This window comes from Micrococcales bacterium (assembly GCA_016703125.1).
Lineage (GTDB): Bacteria > Actinomycetota > Actinomycetes > S36-B12 > UBA10799 > JADKAV01.
This window is the reverse complement of record JADJCR010000008.1, coordinates 88842-102378: the sequence shown is the minus strand read 5'-3', so window position 1 is coordinate 102378 and position 13537 is coordinate 88842. Positions and strand designations below refer to the sequence as shown.

The following is a 13537-nucleotide window of genomic DNA, read 5'->3' as shown; positions in this document are numbered from 1 at the left end:
CCCGTCAGCCGATCGTGAGCGGTCCGGGCACATCCGGCGGCGCCGCCACCGGACTCAGCGCGACCAGGGTCCCGTTGTACGGTCCGCCGTCAGCCACGCACGCGCCAGCACTGTTCAATTCGTACAGCTGCACCGCCACAGCGTTCTCCGTGGTGGTGGTGAACTGCCACGCCAGTGCGGGCCCGAGGGTGGGCGACGTCCGGCGGTACACCATCCGGGTGGGGCCACCGGCAGATCCGGTCAGGAGTTGCGCGGTCAAGGGCGAATTGGCATCCATGTACGCCGCGCCGGTGCAGGCGTTGTCCTTGAATTTCGGGGACCCGATGCCGAGCGGGTAGAGCAGACCGCTTGGAGTGTAGGTATACGCGCCCCCATCGATCTGCACGAACAGCAGGGGGTAGCCCTGCGGGAGGATGCCGAGGAACGTACCCAGCGTCGCCCCGGTCCCGTCCTTGACCTTGAGGTTGGGGCCCTGTGCACCCTGGTTACCCTGCGGGCCAGTCGCGCCCTGCTCGTTCCAGGACACCTTCTTCCAGCCCTTCTTGCACTTCTACTTGGTGAGCAAACGCATCTCACCGGACTTCTTCTTCACGCCGACCTTGACCGTCTTCGCCTGCGCCGCGGGCACCTGAACCCCGGCCACCATGCCGCCGGCCACGATGGCCGTGGCCACGGTGATCCGCACGAGCCTTCCGAACATGAGGCACCTCCTCGGTGGGTGTTCAGCACCCTACGCATTCGGCGGGGCCGGTGTCCATCGGCTGCGTCAACTACCTACGCGAGGTGGACCGAGCCGCCGGCGCCGCCCTTGGCCGGTGCGTCCGAGACGTCGGCGTCGGTGCGGGTCCGGACCTGCCCGCAGACCCAGGCCTCGACGCCGCGCTGTGCGAACATCGCCAGCACCGGGTCCGGATCGGGGACGACGGCCACCATGCCCACACCCATGTTGAAGGTGCGTTCCGCATCGGGTCGGGTGACGCCGGCGCCGAGCAGGACTTCGAACACCGGCGGCAGGTCCCAGGTGCTGCGCTCGATGTCGGCGTGCAGATGATCGGGCAGCACCCGCGCGAGGTTGCTCGCCAGCCCACCCCCGGTCACATGCGAGAACGCGTGGACGAGGTCGGCCCGCGCCAGCGTGAGGCAGTCGCGGGTGTAGATGCGCGTGGGCTCGAGCAACTCCTCACCCAACGTCCGCCCGAATTCGGGCACGTCGGTGCCGATGTCCCACTGCGCGAAGAACACCTTGCGGGCCAACGAGTACCCGTTGGAGTGCAGCCCGGAACTGGCCATGGCCACGACGGCGTCTCCGGGCCGCACCCGTTCCGGGCCCAGCAGCCGATCGGCTTCCACCACTGCGGTGCCGGCCCCGGCAAGGTCGTACTCGTCGGGCTGCATGAGCCCCGGGTGCTCGGCGGTCTCGCCCCCCAGCAGGGCGCAGCCCGCCTGTTCGCAGCCGGTGGTGATGCCGCTGACGATCGCCGCGATCCGTTCCGGAACGACCTTGCCGGTGGCGATGTAGTCGGTCATGAACAACGGCTCGGCCCCGCAAACCACCAGGTCGTCCACGACCATGGCGACGAGGTCGATGCCGATGGTGTCGTGCACGTCCATCATGCGCGCCACAGCGATCTTGGTCCCGACGCCGTCGGTCGCGGTGGCCAGCAGGGGGCGGCGGTAGCCGGCGAGCGCGGAGGCATCGAACAGCCCGGCGAAACCACCGAGACCCCCGACGACCTCCGGCCGCATCGTGGCGGCGACGCGCTCGCGCATCAACTCGACCGCGCGCTCCCCGGCTTCGACATCGACTCCGGCGTCGGCGTAGTCACTCACCCAGACACCTCGAGCACGTGCTTGGACCGCAGCTCCGGATCGGCCAGCGCCACCGGGTACTCGCCGTCGAAGCAGGCCCGGCACAGCTGGTCCGTGGCGACCCCGGTCGCCTCGATGAGCCCCTCGAGGGAGACATAACTCAGGGAGTCCGCCCCGATGGACGTGCGGATGTCATCGACCGACAGCCCGGGGGCGATGAGTTCGGCGCGGGAGGCGAAGTCGATGCCGTAGTAGCAGGGCCATTGCACGGGCGGCGAGGAGATGCGCACGTGCACCTCGCGGGCGCCCGCCTCCCGCAGCATCCGCGCGATCGCCCGTTGCGTGTTGCCGCGCACGATGGAGTCATCGACGACGACCAGCCGCTTGCCGGAGATCACCTCAGCCAGCGGGTTGAGTTTGAGCCGCAGGCCGAGCTGTCGGATCGTCTGGGAGGGCTGGATGAAGGTGCGTCCCACGTAGGCGTTCTTCACCAGGCCCTGTGCGAAGGGCAGCCCCGACTGCTGTGCGAAGCCGATGGCCGCCGGCGTGCCGCTCTCCGGCACCGGGATCACGAGGTCGGCGTCGGCCGGCGCTTCGATCGCGAGCTTGCGGCCCACTGCGGCGCGCACCCCGTGGACGCTGCGCGCGTTGAGAATGGAGTCCGGGCGCGCGAGGTAGACGTACTCGAATAGGCAACCCTTTGGCGCCGGGCGCGCGAACATCGTCGAACGCACCCCGTTGTCATCGATGGCGACCAGCTCGCCGGGCTCGATGTCCCGCACGTAAGAGGCGCCCACGATGTCCAGCGCAGCAGTCTCGCTGGCGACGACCCAGCCACTGGCCAGGCGGCCCAGCGACAACGGCCGGATGCCCTGCGGGTCCCGCGCAGCGTAGAGGGTGTGCTCGTCAAGGAAGACCAAGGAGAAGGCCCCCCGCATGAGCGGCAGTTCGGCCATGGCCGCCTGTTCGATGCTCTTTCCGGGATGGGCAGCCAGCAGGCCGGTGATGAGGTCGGTGTCGGACGTCGCGATCACCGTGCTGTCCAAGGGCAACTCGCCGGTGTCCAGGGTGGCCAGCCGTTCGGCCAGTTCGTGGGTGTTGGTGAGGTTCCCGTTGTGGCCGAGGGCGAGGTGCCCGGTCGCGGTGGTCCGGAACGTCGGCTGGGCGTTCTCCCAGACGCTGGACCCCGTCGTGGAATAGCGGGCGTGGCCGATCGCGATGTGGCCCCGCAGGGAGTCGAGCAGTGAGTCGGAGAAGACCTGCGAGACCAGCCCCATGTCCTTGTAGACCAGCACTTGGCGGCCGTCGCTGGTGGCGATCCCCGCCGACTCCTGGCCGCGGTGCTGCAAGGCGTACAGCCCGTAGTACGTCAGTTTGGCGACGTCCTCACCGGATGCCCAGACCCCGAAGACCCCACAGGCGTCCTGCGGGCCTTTCTCGCCGGGGAGCAGTTCGTGGTTCAATCGCCCATAGCCGCGCGCCACCTGTTCAGTGTGGCACACCACCCCGGGGCCCGATCATGCGTCTGAGCCATCGGTGCGGACGTAGACTGGAGGCACAACCACCGCATGTGGGGCAGTGCGGTGACCGTTTCGACTCGCGGTGGGGACGATTCGCCGCACCCCGCAGGCGGGTGAAACGGAAGGGCACCCTGATGTCCGGCTCGACTTTCCCCCGCATCCTGCTCACTATCCTCTTCGGCCTCGGGCTGGTGATCGCGCCCGCGCAGGCCGCCGCACCGCCAGGTGTGATCACCGAGTACGACCTGCCCGCAGGCAGTGAGGCCTCAGAGATCGCCGCCGGGCCGGACGGCAACCTCTGGTTCACAGAGAACGACCGCCACATGATCGGGCGGATCACCCCGGGCGGCAGCGTCACCGAGTTCCCCCTGGCCACCGGTGCCGAGCCACTGGGAATCGCCGCGGGGCCTGACGGGAACATGTGGTTCACCGAGTACGGGGCACAGGCGATCGGGAAGATCACGATGACCGGGGTGGTCTCCGAGTACGCGCTCACGCCGGGCCGCGGCCCCGCCGACATCACTGCCGGACCGGACGGGAACATGTGGTTCACCGAGGCCAACGGCAACCGGATCGGGAAGATCACGCCCGCGGGCATCATCACGGAGTTTCCACTGCCCGACACGTGGGTCCTGCCCAACGGGATCACGGCCGGGCCCGATGGCAACCTCTGGTTCACAGCCAACAACATGATCGCCCGGCTGACCCCGGCCGGCGACTTCACGGGCTTCCCGCTCGTGGGCGTCGGTGACGTTCCGTTCAGCATCGCGACCGGGCCGGACGGGAACCTGTGGTTCACCGAGTACCAGGGCGACGCCATCGCCCGGATCACCCCCGCAGGCGTCATCACCGAGCAGGACCTCGACACCAGCGGCGCCGACTACCCGTATGGCATCGCCACCGGGCCGGACGGCAACCTCTGGTTCGCCGCGTCCGGGACCAACGCCATCGGGCGGATCACGCCCGGCGGCACCATGACCCAGTTCCCCACCCCCACCACGAACAGCTCCCCCTGGGGGATCGCCGCCGGGCCGGACGGGAGCATGTGGTTCACCGAGTTCGACGGCGACAAGATCGGGCGGATCACGTCCGGCATCGCGGTCGCGGACCGCAAACCGGCGCTGAACGGCACCGGACAGGTCGGCCTCCCATGGTCTGCGACGCCGACGTGTGGGGACCGGCGTCCAGCGTCACGATCGGCTGGCAGCGCGATGGCACACCCATACCGGGGCAGACCGGGCTGGCTTACACACCGGTGGACGGTGATCTCGGTTCGGCGATCACCTGCACCAGCACCGCTCGGCTGCCCGGCATGCTCACCTCCTTGCAAGCGACGAGCAATGCGATCACGGCTGTGGCGCAGGTAACAGGTCCCGTGGGGCCGCCCGGACCCCCCGGGGAGACCGGACCGACCGGTCCTCCCGGGGACATCGGCCCGACCGGACCGCCAGGACAGAACGGCACCGTCACCCTGGCCGCGGTGTGGGCGCCGGGGGCGAAGTCCGTCAGGGCCGGCATGACCCTGAAGGTCCAATACGGCGTCACCAACGCAGCAGCGCTCACCGCCCAACTCAAGGGCAAGAAGACCCTCACCAAGCAGGTCCAGGCCAAGGCCGGCACCAACACCCTGAAATGGAAAATGCCCAAGAACCTGAAGGCGGGCAAGTACACCCTGCGGTTGCTCTACCAGGGCACCAGCCGGGCCAGCACGAAGGTGAAGGTCCGTTGAGCGGAGGAAGTGGAGAACGGGTGCTATCCCGCCGGTTCGCCACTTCCAGCCCGTGGGATCAGCGGGAGCCACGCGGAGAGGTCACTGCGCTCGCCGCTGGCCGCCACCCGGCCGGCGTCCACGGCATCGGACCACGTCAGGTCCCCGCTCACCAGACCGAGCCACGTCGCGGCGTCACATTCCACGAGAGCCCGCGGCGTCCCCCGCCGGTGCTCCCCGCCGGGGACGGCCTGCACCGCCCCATAGGGCGGGACACGGATCTCCACGGACCGGCCCGGAGCGGCGGCGGCGAATGCTGCGAGCGCGGCCTTGACCTCCTCGCGAATGCTCACACTGACGAGGCTACGGGCGTGGCGAGGATTCGTCGCTGCAGCGACGGATGGCCATCACGCCCGTAGTCACTGGCCAACGATCCGGCGGTACCGCGGCTTCCAGATCGCGGCGAGTCAGTCTGCCCGTCGGGCGGCGCGGTCATGCTCCGGTGGTACTCCGCGGGAGGCCGCGTGGCCCATCCAGCGCGGACAACTGCCGGCCGTCGGCGTCGAAATTCGCCGGGGCGAGCCAGGACTGCAGCAGTGCGCGCCGGGCGGGCCACTCCCGGTCGAGCAGGGAGAACCACGCGGTGTCCCGATTCTCCCCTTTGACAATCTTGTGCTGGCGGAATACCCCCTCGAAGGTGAAGCCGAACCGCAGCGCCGCCGCCTTCGACGCCTCATTGCGGTCGTCGCACTTCCACTCCACCCGGCGCGCACCCAGGCCGAAGAGGTGGTCGACGAGCAGGAACAGCGCCTCGGTGGAGGCGGGGGTGCGCTGCATCTGCGGGCCCCAGAGGATGTGCCCGATCTCCGCCACCGCATTCGGCAGGTCGATCCGCAGCACCGCCGCCCGTCCCACTGCGTGTCCGTGCACCACCGCGGCGAAGAAGAGCGGGTCCGTGCTGGCCATGGCGGCGGGGAACCAGTCGTCGAAGTCGTCCGGGCGTTCCGGGAGATACCGGAAACCGTCGGTGATGCCGGCAATTTCCGCGTGCCCAGGCCCCAGCGGCTCGAGGCGCACGTACCGCCCCGCCAGAGGGACCGGCACAACCGGTCTCATGCGAACAGCGCAGGCAGCACCCCGGCCGCGCGTCGTGCCATCTCGTCGATGCCGACATTCACGTCGCCGATCTGCAGGACCGGCCCGAGCCCGGAATCCACCACACCGATCCGCTCGCACGGGAACCGGCGGGCACCGCACATCTCGGTGAACCGCAGTTCCTCCGAGCGCGGCACAACGACCAGGGCCCGGGCCGCCGACTCGGAGAACAGGAACGTGAAGGGGTCCACGCCGTCCGGCACCCAGGTCCGCGCACCGGAACCGGCACGCATCGCCATCTCGGCCAGGGCCAGCCCGACCCCGCCGTCGCCGACGTCGTGGGCTGCGGTGAGCATCCCGTCCCGCGAACCCGCCACCAGGATCTCGGCGAGGACCCGTTCGGCCTGCAGGTCGACCAGCGGGGGGGTGCCGGTGAGGATCCCCTGCAGCGTCGCGACCGCGGAGCCACCGAACTCGGGCCTCGTCGCGCCCAGCAGGTAGATCAACTCCCCGTCGGGCCCCCAGGCCATCGGGGTGCGCCGGGCGACGTCGTCGAAGACCCCCAGCACCCCGACGACAGGCGTGGGGTGGATCGCCGCATCCCCGGTCTGGTTGTAGAAACTGACGTTCCCGCCGGTCACCGGGATCCGCAGCTCCTGACACGCGTCGGCCAGGCCGGTGACAGCCTGCGCGAACTGCCACATCACCGCGGGATCCTCCGGGGAGCCGAAGTTCAAGCAGTTGGTCACGGCCAGCGGTACCGCCCCGGTGGCAGCGACGTTGCGGTAGGCCTCGGCCAGGGCCAGTTGCGTGCCGGCGTACGGGTCGAGTTCGACGAAGCGCGCGTTGCAGTCGGTCGCGATGGCCACGCCGCGGCCGGTCTGCTCATCAACCCTCAACACCCCGGCGTCCTCGGGCTGCGCGAGCGCGGTGTTGCCCCGCACGTACCGGTCGTACTGATCGGTGACCCAGGCCTTCGACCCGTGGTTGGGGGAGGCCAGCAGCGACAGCAGGGTCTCGTGCGGGTCGGTGTGCTCGGGCTCTGTGGGGATCGCCTGCCGGGCCTTGAGCGGGGCGGGCTCGGCCAACGGCCGGTGATAGACCGGGCCGTCATGGGCCACGGTGCGCGGCGGCACGTCCACGACGACCTCGCCGTGCCACTCGATGACCAGCCGGTCGCCGTCGGTCACCTCGCCGATGACGGTGGCGGTGACACCCCACTTGCGGCAGATGGCCATGAACTCGCCGCGGTTCGTGGGCGTGACGACGGCGCACATGCGCTCCTGCGACTCGCTCATGAGGATCTCCTCAGGACTCAGCGTCGCGTCGCGCAGCGGCACCCGGTCCAGCCACACATGCATGCCGCCATCACCGTTGGAGGCCATCTCGGAAGTGGCGCAACTCAATCCCGCGCCGCCGAGGTCCTGGATGCCCTCGATGAGCCCGGCATGCAGCAGTTCCAGCGTGCACTCGATGAGCAGTTTCTCAGTGAACGGGTCCCCGACCTGGACCGCCGGGCGTTTGCTCGGGCCGGTCTCGTCGAAGCTCTCGCTGGCCAGCACACTCACGCCGCCGATGCCGTCACCGCCGGTGAGCGCTCCGTAGAGGACCACGAGGTTGCCGGTACCGCGGGCGCTGCTGACGTGGATGTCCTCGTGGCGCATGGCCCCCACGCACAGGGCGTTGACCAGCGGGTTGGTCTGGTAGCAGGGGTCGAACACCGTCTCGCCGCCGATGTTCGGCAGGCCGAGGCAGTTGCCGTAGCCGCCCACACCGGCAACCACGCCATGCACCACCCGGGCAGTGTCGGCCTGCCCGGGATCGCCGAACCGGAGCTGGTCCATGACCGCCAGCGGCCGGGCACCCATGCTGAGGATGTCGCGGACGATGCCGCCGACGCCGGTGGCGGCGCCCTGGTACGGCTCGATGTAGCTCGGGTGGTTGTGGCTCTCCACTTTGAACGTGACGGCCCAGCCGTCGCCGATGTCCACGACCCCCGCGTTCTCCCCGATCCCGACCAACAGCGCCTCGGATTCGGGGGCCTTCTCACCGAACTGTCGCAGGTGGACCTTGCTCGACTTGTACGAGCAGTGCTCGCTCCACATGACCGAGTACATGGCCAGTTCCGAACTGGTCGGTCTGCGGCCCAGGATGTCTCGGATCCGCTTGTACTCGTCGGGCTTCAGGCCGAGTTCGGCGAAGGGCTGCGGCTGGTCGGGGGTCTGGGCGGCGTGCTCGACCGAATCCATGGCTCTGAGTCTAGGTGGCCGCGCCTCGCGTCCCGATGCCACGCCCACCCGGGAGAGACCCGCACAACGGGGAGAGACAAAGACCGGTTGGATCACTCGGCGAACGTACGCGTCACCAACACCTTGCCCCGCAGTGCCCGGCTACACCCCGGCGCGCTCCAACAGCGAGGTGAACAAACCGAGGCCGTCGGTGCCCGGCCCGGTCAGTGGATCGATCGCGTGCTCGGGGTGCGGCATCAGGCCCACGACGTTGCCGGCCGCGTTGGTGATCCCGGCGATGTCCCGCCGCGAGCCGTTGGGGTTCCCGCCGACATAGCGGAAGACCACGCGGCCCTCCCCTTCGAGACGGTCGAGCGTGGCGTCATCGGCCATGTAGGCGCCCTCGCCGTTCTTCACCGGCACGACGATCTCCTGGTCCGTCGCGAAGCCTTGGGTCCACGCCGTCTGCGTGTTCTCGACGCGCAACGCCTGATCGCGGCACACGAAATGCAGGCTCTGATTACGCACCAGGGCGCCGGGCAGCAGATGCGCCTCGCAGAGGATCTGGAAACCGTTGCAGATGCCCAGCACCGGCAGGCCGCGCTCAGCGGCGTCGCTGATCTCCTGCATCACCGGGGCGAACCGGGCGATGGCACCGCACCTGAGGTAGTCGCCGTAGGAGAATCCGCCGGGTAGCACCACCGCATCCACTCCGCGCAGGTCGTGGTCGGCGTGCCACAGGGTCACCGCCTCACCACCGGCGTAACGCACCGCCCGCGCGGCATCGACATCGTCCAGCGTCCCGGGGAAGGTGACTACTCCTACGCGCACACCCTCACGGTACGACAGCCACCGAGCAGGCGGCCTTGTGCACCACCGCGTGGCTGACCGAACCGAGCAGCAGCCCGCGGAACCCACCGAGTCCACGCGAGCCGACCACGAGCAGGACAGCCCCCTCGCTGGCCTTCACCAGGGCCTTCACGGGCGACCCCTTGACGACCTCCTGGCGGACCTTGACGTCCGGGAAGTTCTCGCGGAAGCCAGCCATCGCCTCGGAGGTGTCGCGCAACTCCGCATTGCCGTAGTCGCGGATCAGCACCTCGGGCTCGTAACTGGGCACCTCGACCATCGACCACGTCGGCGGGATCTCCCAGCTGTGCAGCACATGCAGCGGCTCGTGGCTGAAACTGGCCTGCTCGAAGGCCCATTCCAGGGCTTTGAGGGAGTGTGGTGACCCATCCACACCCACGACGATCCCGTCGGCCCCCTTCGCCGAGGGGCGCACCACGACGGTGCTGCAGCGCGCATGGGTGGCCACCTGCCGCGAGACACTGCCCAGCAGGAATCCCGTGAGCCCGCCGGAACCGTGACTTCCCACCACGGCCAGTTCGGCACCGTCCGAGCGTTTGACGAGGGCGGCAGCGGTACGCCCGACGACGATCTCGCCGACGGCGTTGACACCCATGTCCGCGGCGATCTGCACCCCCTGGTCATTGGTCGCCCGCGCCTCGCCGCGCAACTCCTCAACCAGTTCCTCCTGCAACGACCCGGGGGCTCCGATACCCAAGTCGGCCGCGGGCATCGTCCAGGTGGTGAGGACTTCCAGCGTGCGTCCGCGGTCCTTGGCGGCCTGCGCCGCCCACTGCAGTGCGTGGGCCGAGCCTTCCGACCCGTCATATCCGACGATCACCGAACCTGACATCTCTCCACCCTCCGTCCGACCACGCCGACCGGTCACCGTCAGGCGCCTGACGCCGACAAACCCTCCAGCCCCAGTCTACGCCCGCGCCATCGGGCGTAGCCGGGTCCGATTGTCCGCGCGCAGGCTCAGCACGACGTAGTGATGGGGGCCGATGCCGGGCTTGTCCCACTGGTCGCCGACCACCCGCCAGCCGCCGCGTCGGTACAGCCCCAGCGCGGCCGTCCGGGCAGTCGCCCACACCCCGCCGGCCCCAGCCCCCCGGGCCGTCGCCACGGCAGCCGAGAGCAGATCCGCTCCCACCCCGCCGCGGTGCTCGGGCAGCACCGCCATGGAGCGCAACTGCCAGTGCGGGCGGGGCAGGGGCGCCAGATCCGCACGCAGCCACGGTGCCGGTCCGACCGAGACTGCCCCGACCACCTGACCGTCGACGTCTGCCGCGAGGTGCCGCCACGAGGCCGGATGTGGCCGGTCCCCGGGCAGCGGGCCGTGCGGGCGCAACACCAGCGTCTGCACCCCGCGCACCTCGTCCGGGGACGCCGGTCGGACCCGCATCACAGCCTCACAGTAGTTTCAGGCCATGGCATATCGAGACGTCATGCGTTGGCTGGGACATCAGAAGTGGTTCGCGTGGACCGCCGCGCGGATGGCGCCGCTGGACGCGAAGGTGGTGAAGCGGACCGGAGGCCGCTTCGGGCTGCTGGGCAACTACGGCCTGCCGCAGTGCCTGCTCACGACGACCGGCCGCAAGTCGGGCCAGCAGCGCACCGTCACCCTGCTCTACGGGACGCGCGCGCCCGACGAATTCGTGCTGATCGGGTCGAACTTCGGGCAGAAGCACCACCCCGCGTGGGCGCTGAACCTCGAAGCCAGCCCCGAGTGCGTGTTCACCGTCGAGGACATTCCCCGTGACATGACTGCGCGGATGGTCACCGATGACGCCGAGCGCGAGCAGATCTGGCAGTTGATGTACGAGATCTGGCCGGCATACAACGCGTACCGGGGGCGTGCGGGCCGGGACATCAAGGTCTTCGTCCTCACCCCCGCATCCCAGCCCTAGACGTTCGCGAAGACCAGGCCGAGCCCACCAAGACCGGCCACGACCAGCACCGCGAGGCGGGCCGCCCGCGCCGGGATCCGCCCGGCCACGGCAGCCCCGGACGCCGTGCCCAGAACCAGTGCGGCGAGCATCCACCACGGCGGCTGCACGTACCCGATGATCAGCGCCGTGACCACGTTCTGGATGAGGAAGAAGAACTGCAGGGTCGCGCGCGAGTGCTCGGGCGTCCACCCGGCATTGGTCGCGTACATACCCACCGGTGGACCGCCCACGCCGCCCACCACATTCAGGACGGCGGAGGCCACGCCGGTCGCGATGCCGCCGCGGATGCCCCGCAGACCCGGCCACACCACCCCTCGCGCAAGGAAGAGGACGCCGATCAGCACGGCGATGCCGGCGCCCACAGCCACCACCGAGGTGTCCACGCCCGCCAGTGCCGCCACCACGACCGGCGTGGCGATGAGGGTGGGGATCAGCAGCCCGACGGCGTCGCGCACGCCGACGTGACGCCACTGATGGGTCAGGGGGAGCAGCGAGGCGACGGCGGCCAGTACGACGATGATCGCCACCCCGTCGTGCGGCCCGAACATGGCCAGCGTCGCCGGCGCCGCGATCAGGGAGAAGCCGAGCCCAGTGAGCGACTGGGCGAACGCTCCGGCAGCGAGCGCCACGGCGACCAGGACCGGTAGCCACTGCGCGAGATCCGGCACCGCTCACCCCCTCCACCGCCCCAGGCGGGAGTGAACAGAGTCGTCGCTCACTCCACAATCAGTATGTGATTCTCGATCACCGGGTTGGCCAGCAGGGTCTCGGCGAGGTGCTCGAGTTCGATGCGGCGCTCAGCGGTGATCGGCCCGTCCACCTCGATCTCGAAGCGCTTGCCCTGTCGCACGGATACGACACCTTCGAAGCCCAGGCGCCCCATGGCGGCCTGCACGGCCTGCCCCTGCGGGTCGAGCAGTTCGGCTTTCGGCATGACTTCGACGATGATTCGCGGCACGGCACAACTGTAGGCGCAGACCCTGGCATCCGGCGGTACGGGACCGGTCAGTCGGTTCCCGACGCCTGCTCGTCGGCGACGAACTTCGCGAACTGCGAGTAGTCGGCCTCCACCACGTCGGCGTACCGCACGGCGTAACGGGCGACGGCTTTGACGAACGAGTCGGAGTTGCCGAGGTAGGCGTCGATGGCGATCCGGTCGCCGGTCACCGCGTGGGAACGCGCGAGGGTGAAACCGCACAGCCGGGCGAAGCGCGGCAGCGTTCCGCGCTGGTCCGCTGGAACGCCGCCAGCACCGGCCGCAACTGGCTGATGCAGTAGTCCCGGTCCTGCCAGCGGCTGTAGCCGAGCAGCGGGTCTGGCTCCGACTGGATCAGGGCCTGACCAAGAGCGATCCGGCGGGCCTGGTTGCCGCGGTGGCGGAACTCCGGCAACACGTAAGGCTGCAGAACCGACTGCCGGGCCTCTTTGAGCTGCAACGCCAGCCACTCGTGTCGCCGGGCGCCCTGCAGCAGCACGATGAAACTGCGCAGGCCCACATCTGAGACGCCCCGCACGAGAATGGCCACGTCGACGATCCGGTACTCCGTGAGCATCTGCTGGATTTCGGGCGACACGGACGCGTAGTAGCCGCTCATGACCGCAGTGATCCCGTCATGCACCTCGACCGCCTCGCCCTCGGACAGCCACTCGGTGAGCGCGTGGATCGGGGGGTCGTGGCGCAGGCGTGGCGCGGCCGCATCGGGTTCGACGATGGCCGCGTACGCCATCGGCTCGTCCGTGAAGGCCAGGGGCGCTTCCTCATCACATCCGACGGCAATGCGCGGGTCAGCTCGCTGTCGGGGATGCCCGCGAACCACAGGTTGAGCCGGTCCTGGGCTGCGGCCCAGGCGATCCCCCGGCGGTACCCGTCGACGGCAGCCCGCGCCACCGCCCGCTGGTCCTTCCCCGCGGCCCCACGCGCACGGGCCGCCAGTGCCATGCCGGCAGCCATACGTTTGACGTCCCACTCCCACGGGGCCCGCAGCGTCTCGTCGAAGTACCCGACATCGAAGACCGCGCCACCACCCGGGGTCCGGTAGTACCCGAAACTGCCGGCGTCGACGTCCCCGCTGGCCTGCACGTTGACCTCTGAGACCGGCGTGACGGCCAGGTCCGCGGCCATCACCACGTCGCTGCCGCGGAAGTACGAGTGGGCGTCGACGGCCATCCGCTGGTGGCGCACGGGGATCAGGGCGGGCAGCCGTTCGGCGTCCTGCTCGAGCACCAGTCGCAACGGGTCGGGCCTGACCTGGGAGCGGTACAGATCCGCGTGGGCGTCGTGCGGCACGCGGCTGCGGGCGTCGATGCCGCGCTGGATGCGCTCGTCGAGCGATCCCGCGGTCTTCAGCGACTGCCACATGCGACCGAGTGTACGGA

Annotated in this window: 18 protein-coding genes; 3 read left to right on the top strand and 15 right to left on the bottom strand. The window is 69.7% G+C overall.

Annotation, left to right across the window (positions count from 1 at the left end; genetic code table 11):
• Positions 1–4: 4 nt before the first annotated feature.
• From IPG68_13005 to IPG68_12990, 4 genes are all read right to left on the bottom strand, one after another.
• The gene (locus IPG68_13005) at positions 5–526 is read right to left on the bottom strand and encodes a hypothetical protein (protein ID MBK6764126.1); all 522 of its coding nucleotides are present in this window, start codon (positions 524–526) and stop codon (positions 5–7) included.
• 24 nt (positions 527–550) lie between these two features.
• Positions 551–700 (bottom strand): hypothetical protein, encoded by a 150-nt coding sequence (locus IPG68_13000; GenBank protein MBK6764125.1) that lies wholly within the window; start codon positions 698–700, stop codon positions 551–553.
• A 74-nt stretch (positions 701–774) separates the two neighbouring features.
• A complete protein-coding gene (locus IPG68_12995; GenBank protein ID MBK6764124.1) occupies positions 775–1830 on the bottom strand; it encodes a phosphoribosylformylglycinamidine cyclo-ligase in 1056 nt (351 codons plus the stop codon).
• Complete coding sequence (locus IPG68_12990; GenBank protein ID MBK6764123.1) at positions 1827–3293, bottom strand: amidophosphoribosyltransferase; 1467 nt, start codon at positions 3291–3293, stop codon at positions 1827–1829. The genes IPG68_12995 and IPG68_12990 overlap by 4 nt, the downstream gene beginning before the upstream one ends.
• A 170-nt stretch (positions 3294–3463) precedes the next feature.
• Between IPG68_12990 and IPG68_12985 the strand changes: the two genes are divergently transcribed.
• A complete protein-coding gene (locus tag IPG68_12985; GenBank protein ID MBK6764122.1) occupies positions 3464–4696 on the top strand; it encodes a Virginiamycin B lyase in 1233 nt (410 codons plus the stop codon).
• An 8-nt stretch (positions 4697–4704) separates the two neighbouring features.
• A complete protein-coding gene (locus tag IPG68_12980; protein ID MBK6764121.1) occupies positions 4705–5058 on the top strand; it encodes a hypothetical protein in 354 nt (117 codons plus the stop codon).
• A gap of 23 nt (positions 5059–5081) precedes the next feature.
• Here the strand turns inward: IPG68_12980 and IPG68_12975 are convergent, their stop codons facing one another.
• The 6 genes from IPG68_12975 to IPG68_12950 form a co-directional block, all read right to left on the bottom strand.
• On the bottom strand, positions 5082–5390 hold the full coding sequence (locus IPG68_12975) for a hypothetical protein (protein ID MBK6764120.1): 309 nt from the start codon (positions 5388–5390) through the stop codon (positions 5082–5084).
• Between the two features lie 139 nt (positions 5391–5529).
• On the bottom strand, positions 5530–6153 hold the full coding sequence (locus tag IPG68_12970; protein MBK6764119.1) for a GNAT family N-acetyltransferase: 624 nt from the start codon (positions 6151–6153) through the stop codon (positions 5530–5532).
• Positions 6150–8381: a phosphoribosylformylglycinamidine synthase subunit PurL gene (purL, locus tag IPG68_12965; GenBank protein ID MBK6764118.1), complete on the bottom strand. Its 2232-nt coding sequence runs from the start codon at positions 8379–8381 to the stop codon at positions 6150–6152. The genes IPG68_12970 and purL overlap by 4 nt, the downstream gene beginning before the upstream one ends.
• Positions 8382–8522: 141 nt before the next feature.
• Positions 8523–9209, bottom strand: a complete 687-nt coding sequence (gene purQ, locus IPG68_12960) for a phosphoribosylformylglycinamidine synthase subunit PurQ (protein ID MBK6764117.1) — start codon at positions 9207–9209, stop codon at positions 8523–8525.
• Entirely contained in the window at positions 9196–10062 is an 867-nt protein-coding gene (locus IPG68_12955; protein ID MBK6764116.1) for a universal stress protein, read from the bottom strand. The genes purQ and IPG68_12955 overlap by 14 nt, the downstream gene beginning before the upstream one ends.
• A gap of 75 nt (positions 10063–10137) precedes the next feature.
• Entirely contained in the window at positions 10138–10617 is a 480-nt protein-coding gene (locus tag IPG68_12950) for a GNAT family N-acetyltransferase (GenBank protein ID MBK6764115.1), read from the bottom strand.
• Positions 10618–10639: 22 nt separating this feature from the next.
• On the opposite strand from IPG68_12950, the gene IPG68_12945 reads away from it, so the two are divergent.
• Positions 10640–11119, top strand: coding sequence for a nitroreductase family deazaflavin-dependent oxidoreductase (locus IPG68_12945; GenBank protein MBK6764114.1), 480 nt, complete (start codon positions 10640–10642; stop codon positions 11117–11119).
• On the opposite strand, the gene IPG68_12940 is transcribed toward IPG68_12945, so the two are convergent.
• From IPG68_12940 to IPG68_12920, 5 genes are read right to left on the bottom strand one after another with little or no spacing between them, the layout of a single operon-like run.
• Positions 11116–11829, bottom strand: coding sequence for a TSUP family transporter (locus IPG68_12940; GenBank protein MBK6764113.1), 714 nt, complete (start codon positions 11827–11829; stop codon positions 11116–11118). The two genes, IPG68_12945 and IPG68_12940, sit on opposite strands and share 4 nt — an antisense overlap.
• 47 nt (positions 11830–11876) lie before the next feature.
• On the bottom strand, positions 11877–12119 hold the full coding sequence (gene purS, locus IPG68_12935; GenBank protein ID MBK6764112.1) for a phosphoribosylformylglycinamidine synthase subunit PurS: 243 nt from the start codon (positions 12117–12119) through the stop codon (positions 11877–11879).
• A 47-nt stretch (positions 12120–12166) separates the two neighbouring features.
• Positions 12167–12328, bottom strand: coding sequence for a DUF2252 family protein (locus tag IPG68_12930; protein ID MBK6764111.1), 162 nt, complete (start codon positions 12326–12328; stop codon positions 12167–12169).
• Positions 12325–12780: a DUF2252 family protein gene (locus IPG68_12925; GenBank protein ID MBK6764110.1), complete on the bottom strand. Its 456-nt coding sequence runs from the start codon at positions 12778–12780 to the stop codon at positions 12325–12327. Before IPG68_12925 ends, IPG68_12930 begins: the two co-directional genes overlap by 4 nt.
• Positions 12753–13520 carry a DUF2252 family protein gene (locus tag IPG68_12920; protein ID MBK6764109.1) on the bottom strand — a complete coding sequence of 256 codons (768 nt, stop codon included), beginning with the start codon at positions 13518–13520 and terminating at the stop codon, positions 12753–12755. Before IPG68_12920 ends, IPG68_12925 begins: the two co-directional genes overlap by 28 nt.
• Between the last annotated feature and the right edge of the window lie 17 nt (positions 13521–13537).

What these genes read in the sequence shown, in the direction of transcription:
- purL (MBK6764118.1), bottom strand. Translation starts at nt 8,381, where the DNA reads ATGGATTCGGTCGAGCACGCCGCCCAGACCCCCGACCAGCCGCAGCCC.
- IPG68_12970 (MBK6764119.1), bottom strand. Translation starts at nt 6,153, where the DNA reads ATGAGACCGGTTGTGCCGGTCCCTCTGGCGGGGCGGTACGTGCGCCTC.
- IPG68_12920 (MBK6764109.1), bottom strand. Translation starts at nt 13,520, where the DNA reads ATGTGGCAGTCGCTGAAGACCGCGGGATCGCTCGACGAGCGCATCCAG.
- IPG68_12955 (MBK6764116.1), bottom strand. Translation starts at nt 10,062, where the DNA reads ATGTCAGGTTCGGTGATCGTCGGATATGACGGGTCGGAAGGCTCGGCC.
- IPG68_12985 (MBK6764122.1), top strand. Translation starts at nt 3,464, where the DNA reads ATGTCCGGCTCGACTTTCCCCCGCATCCTGCTCACTATCCTCTTCGGC.
- IPG68_13000 (MBK6764125.1), bottom strand. Translation starts at nt 700, where the DNA reads ATGTTCGGAAGGCTCGTGCGGATCACCGTGGCCACGGCCATCGTGGCC.
- IPG68_12945 (MBK6764114.1), top strand. Translation starts at nt 10,640, where the DNA reads ATGGCATATCGAGACGTCATGCGTTGGCTGGGACATCAGAAGTGGTTC.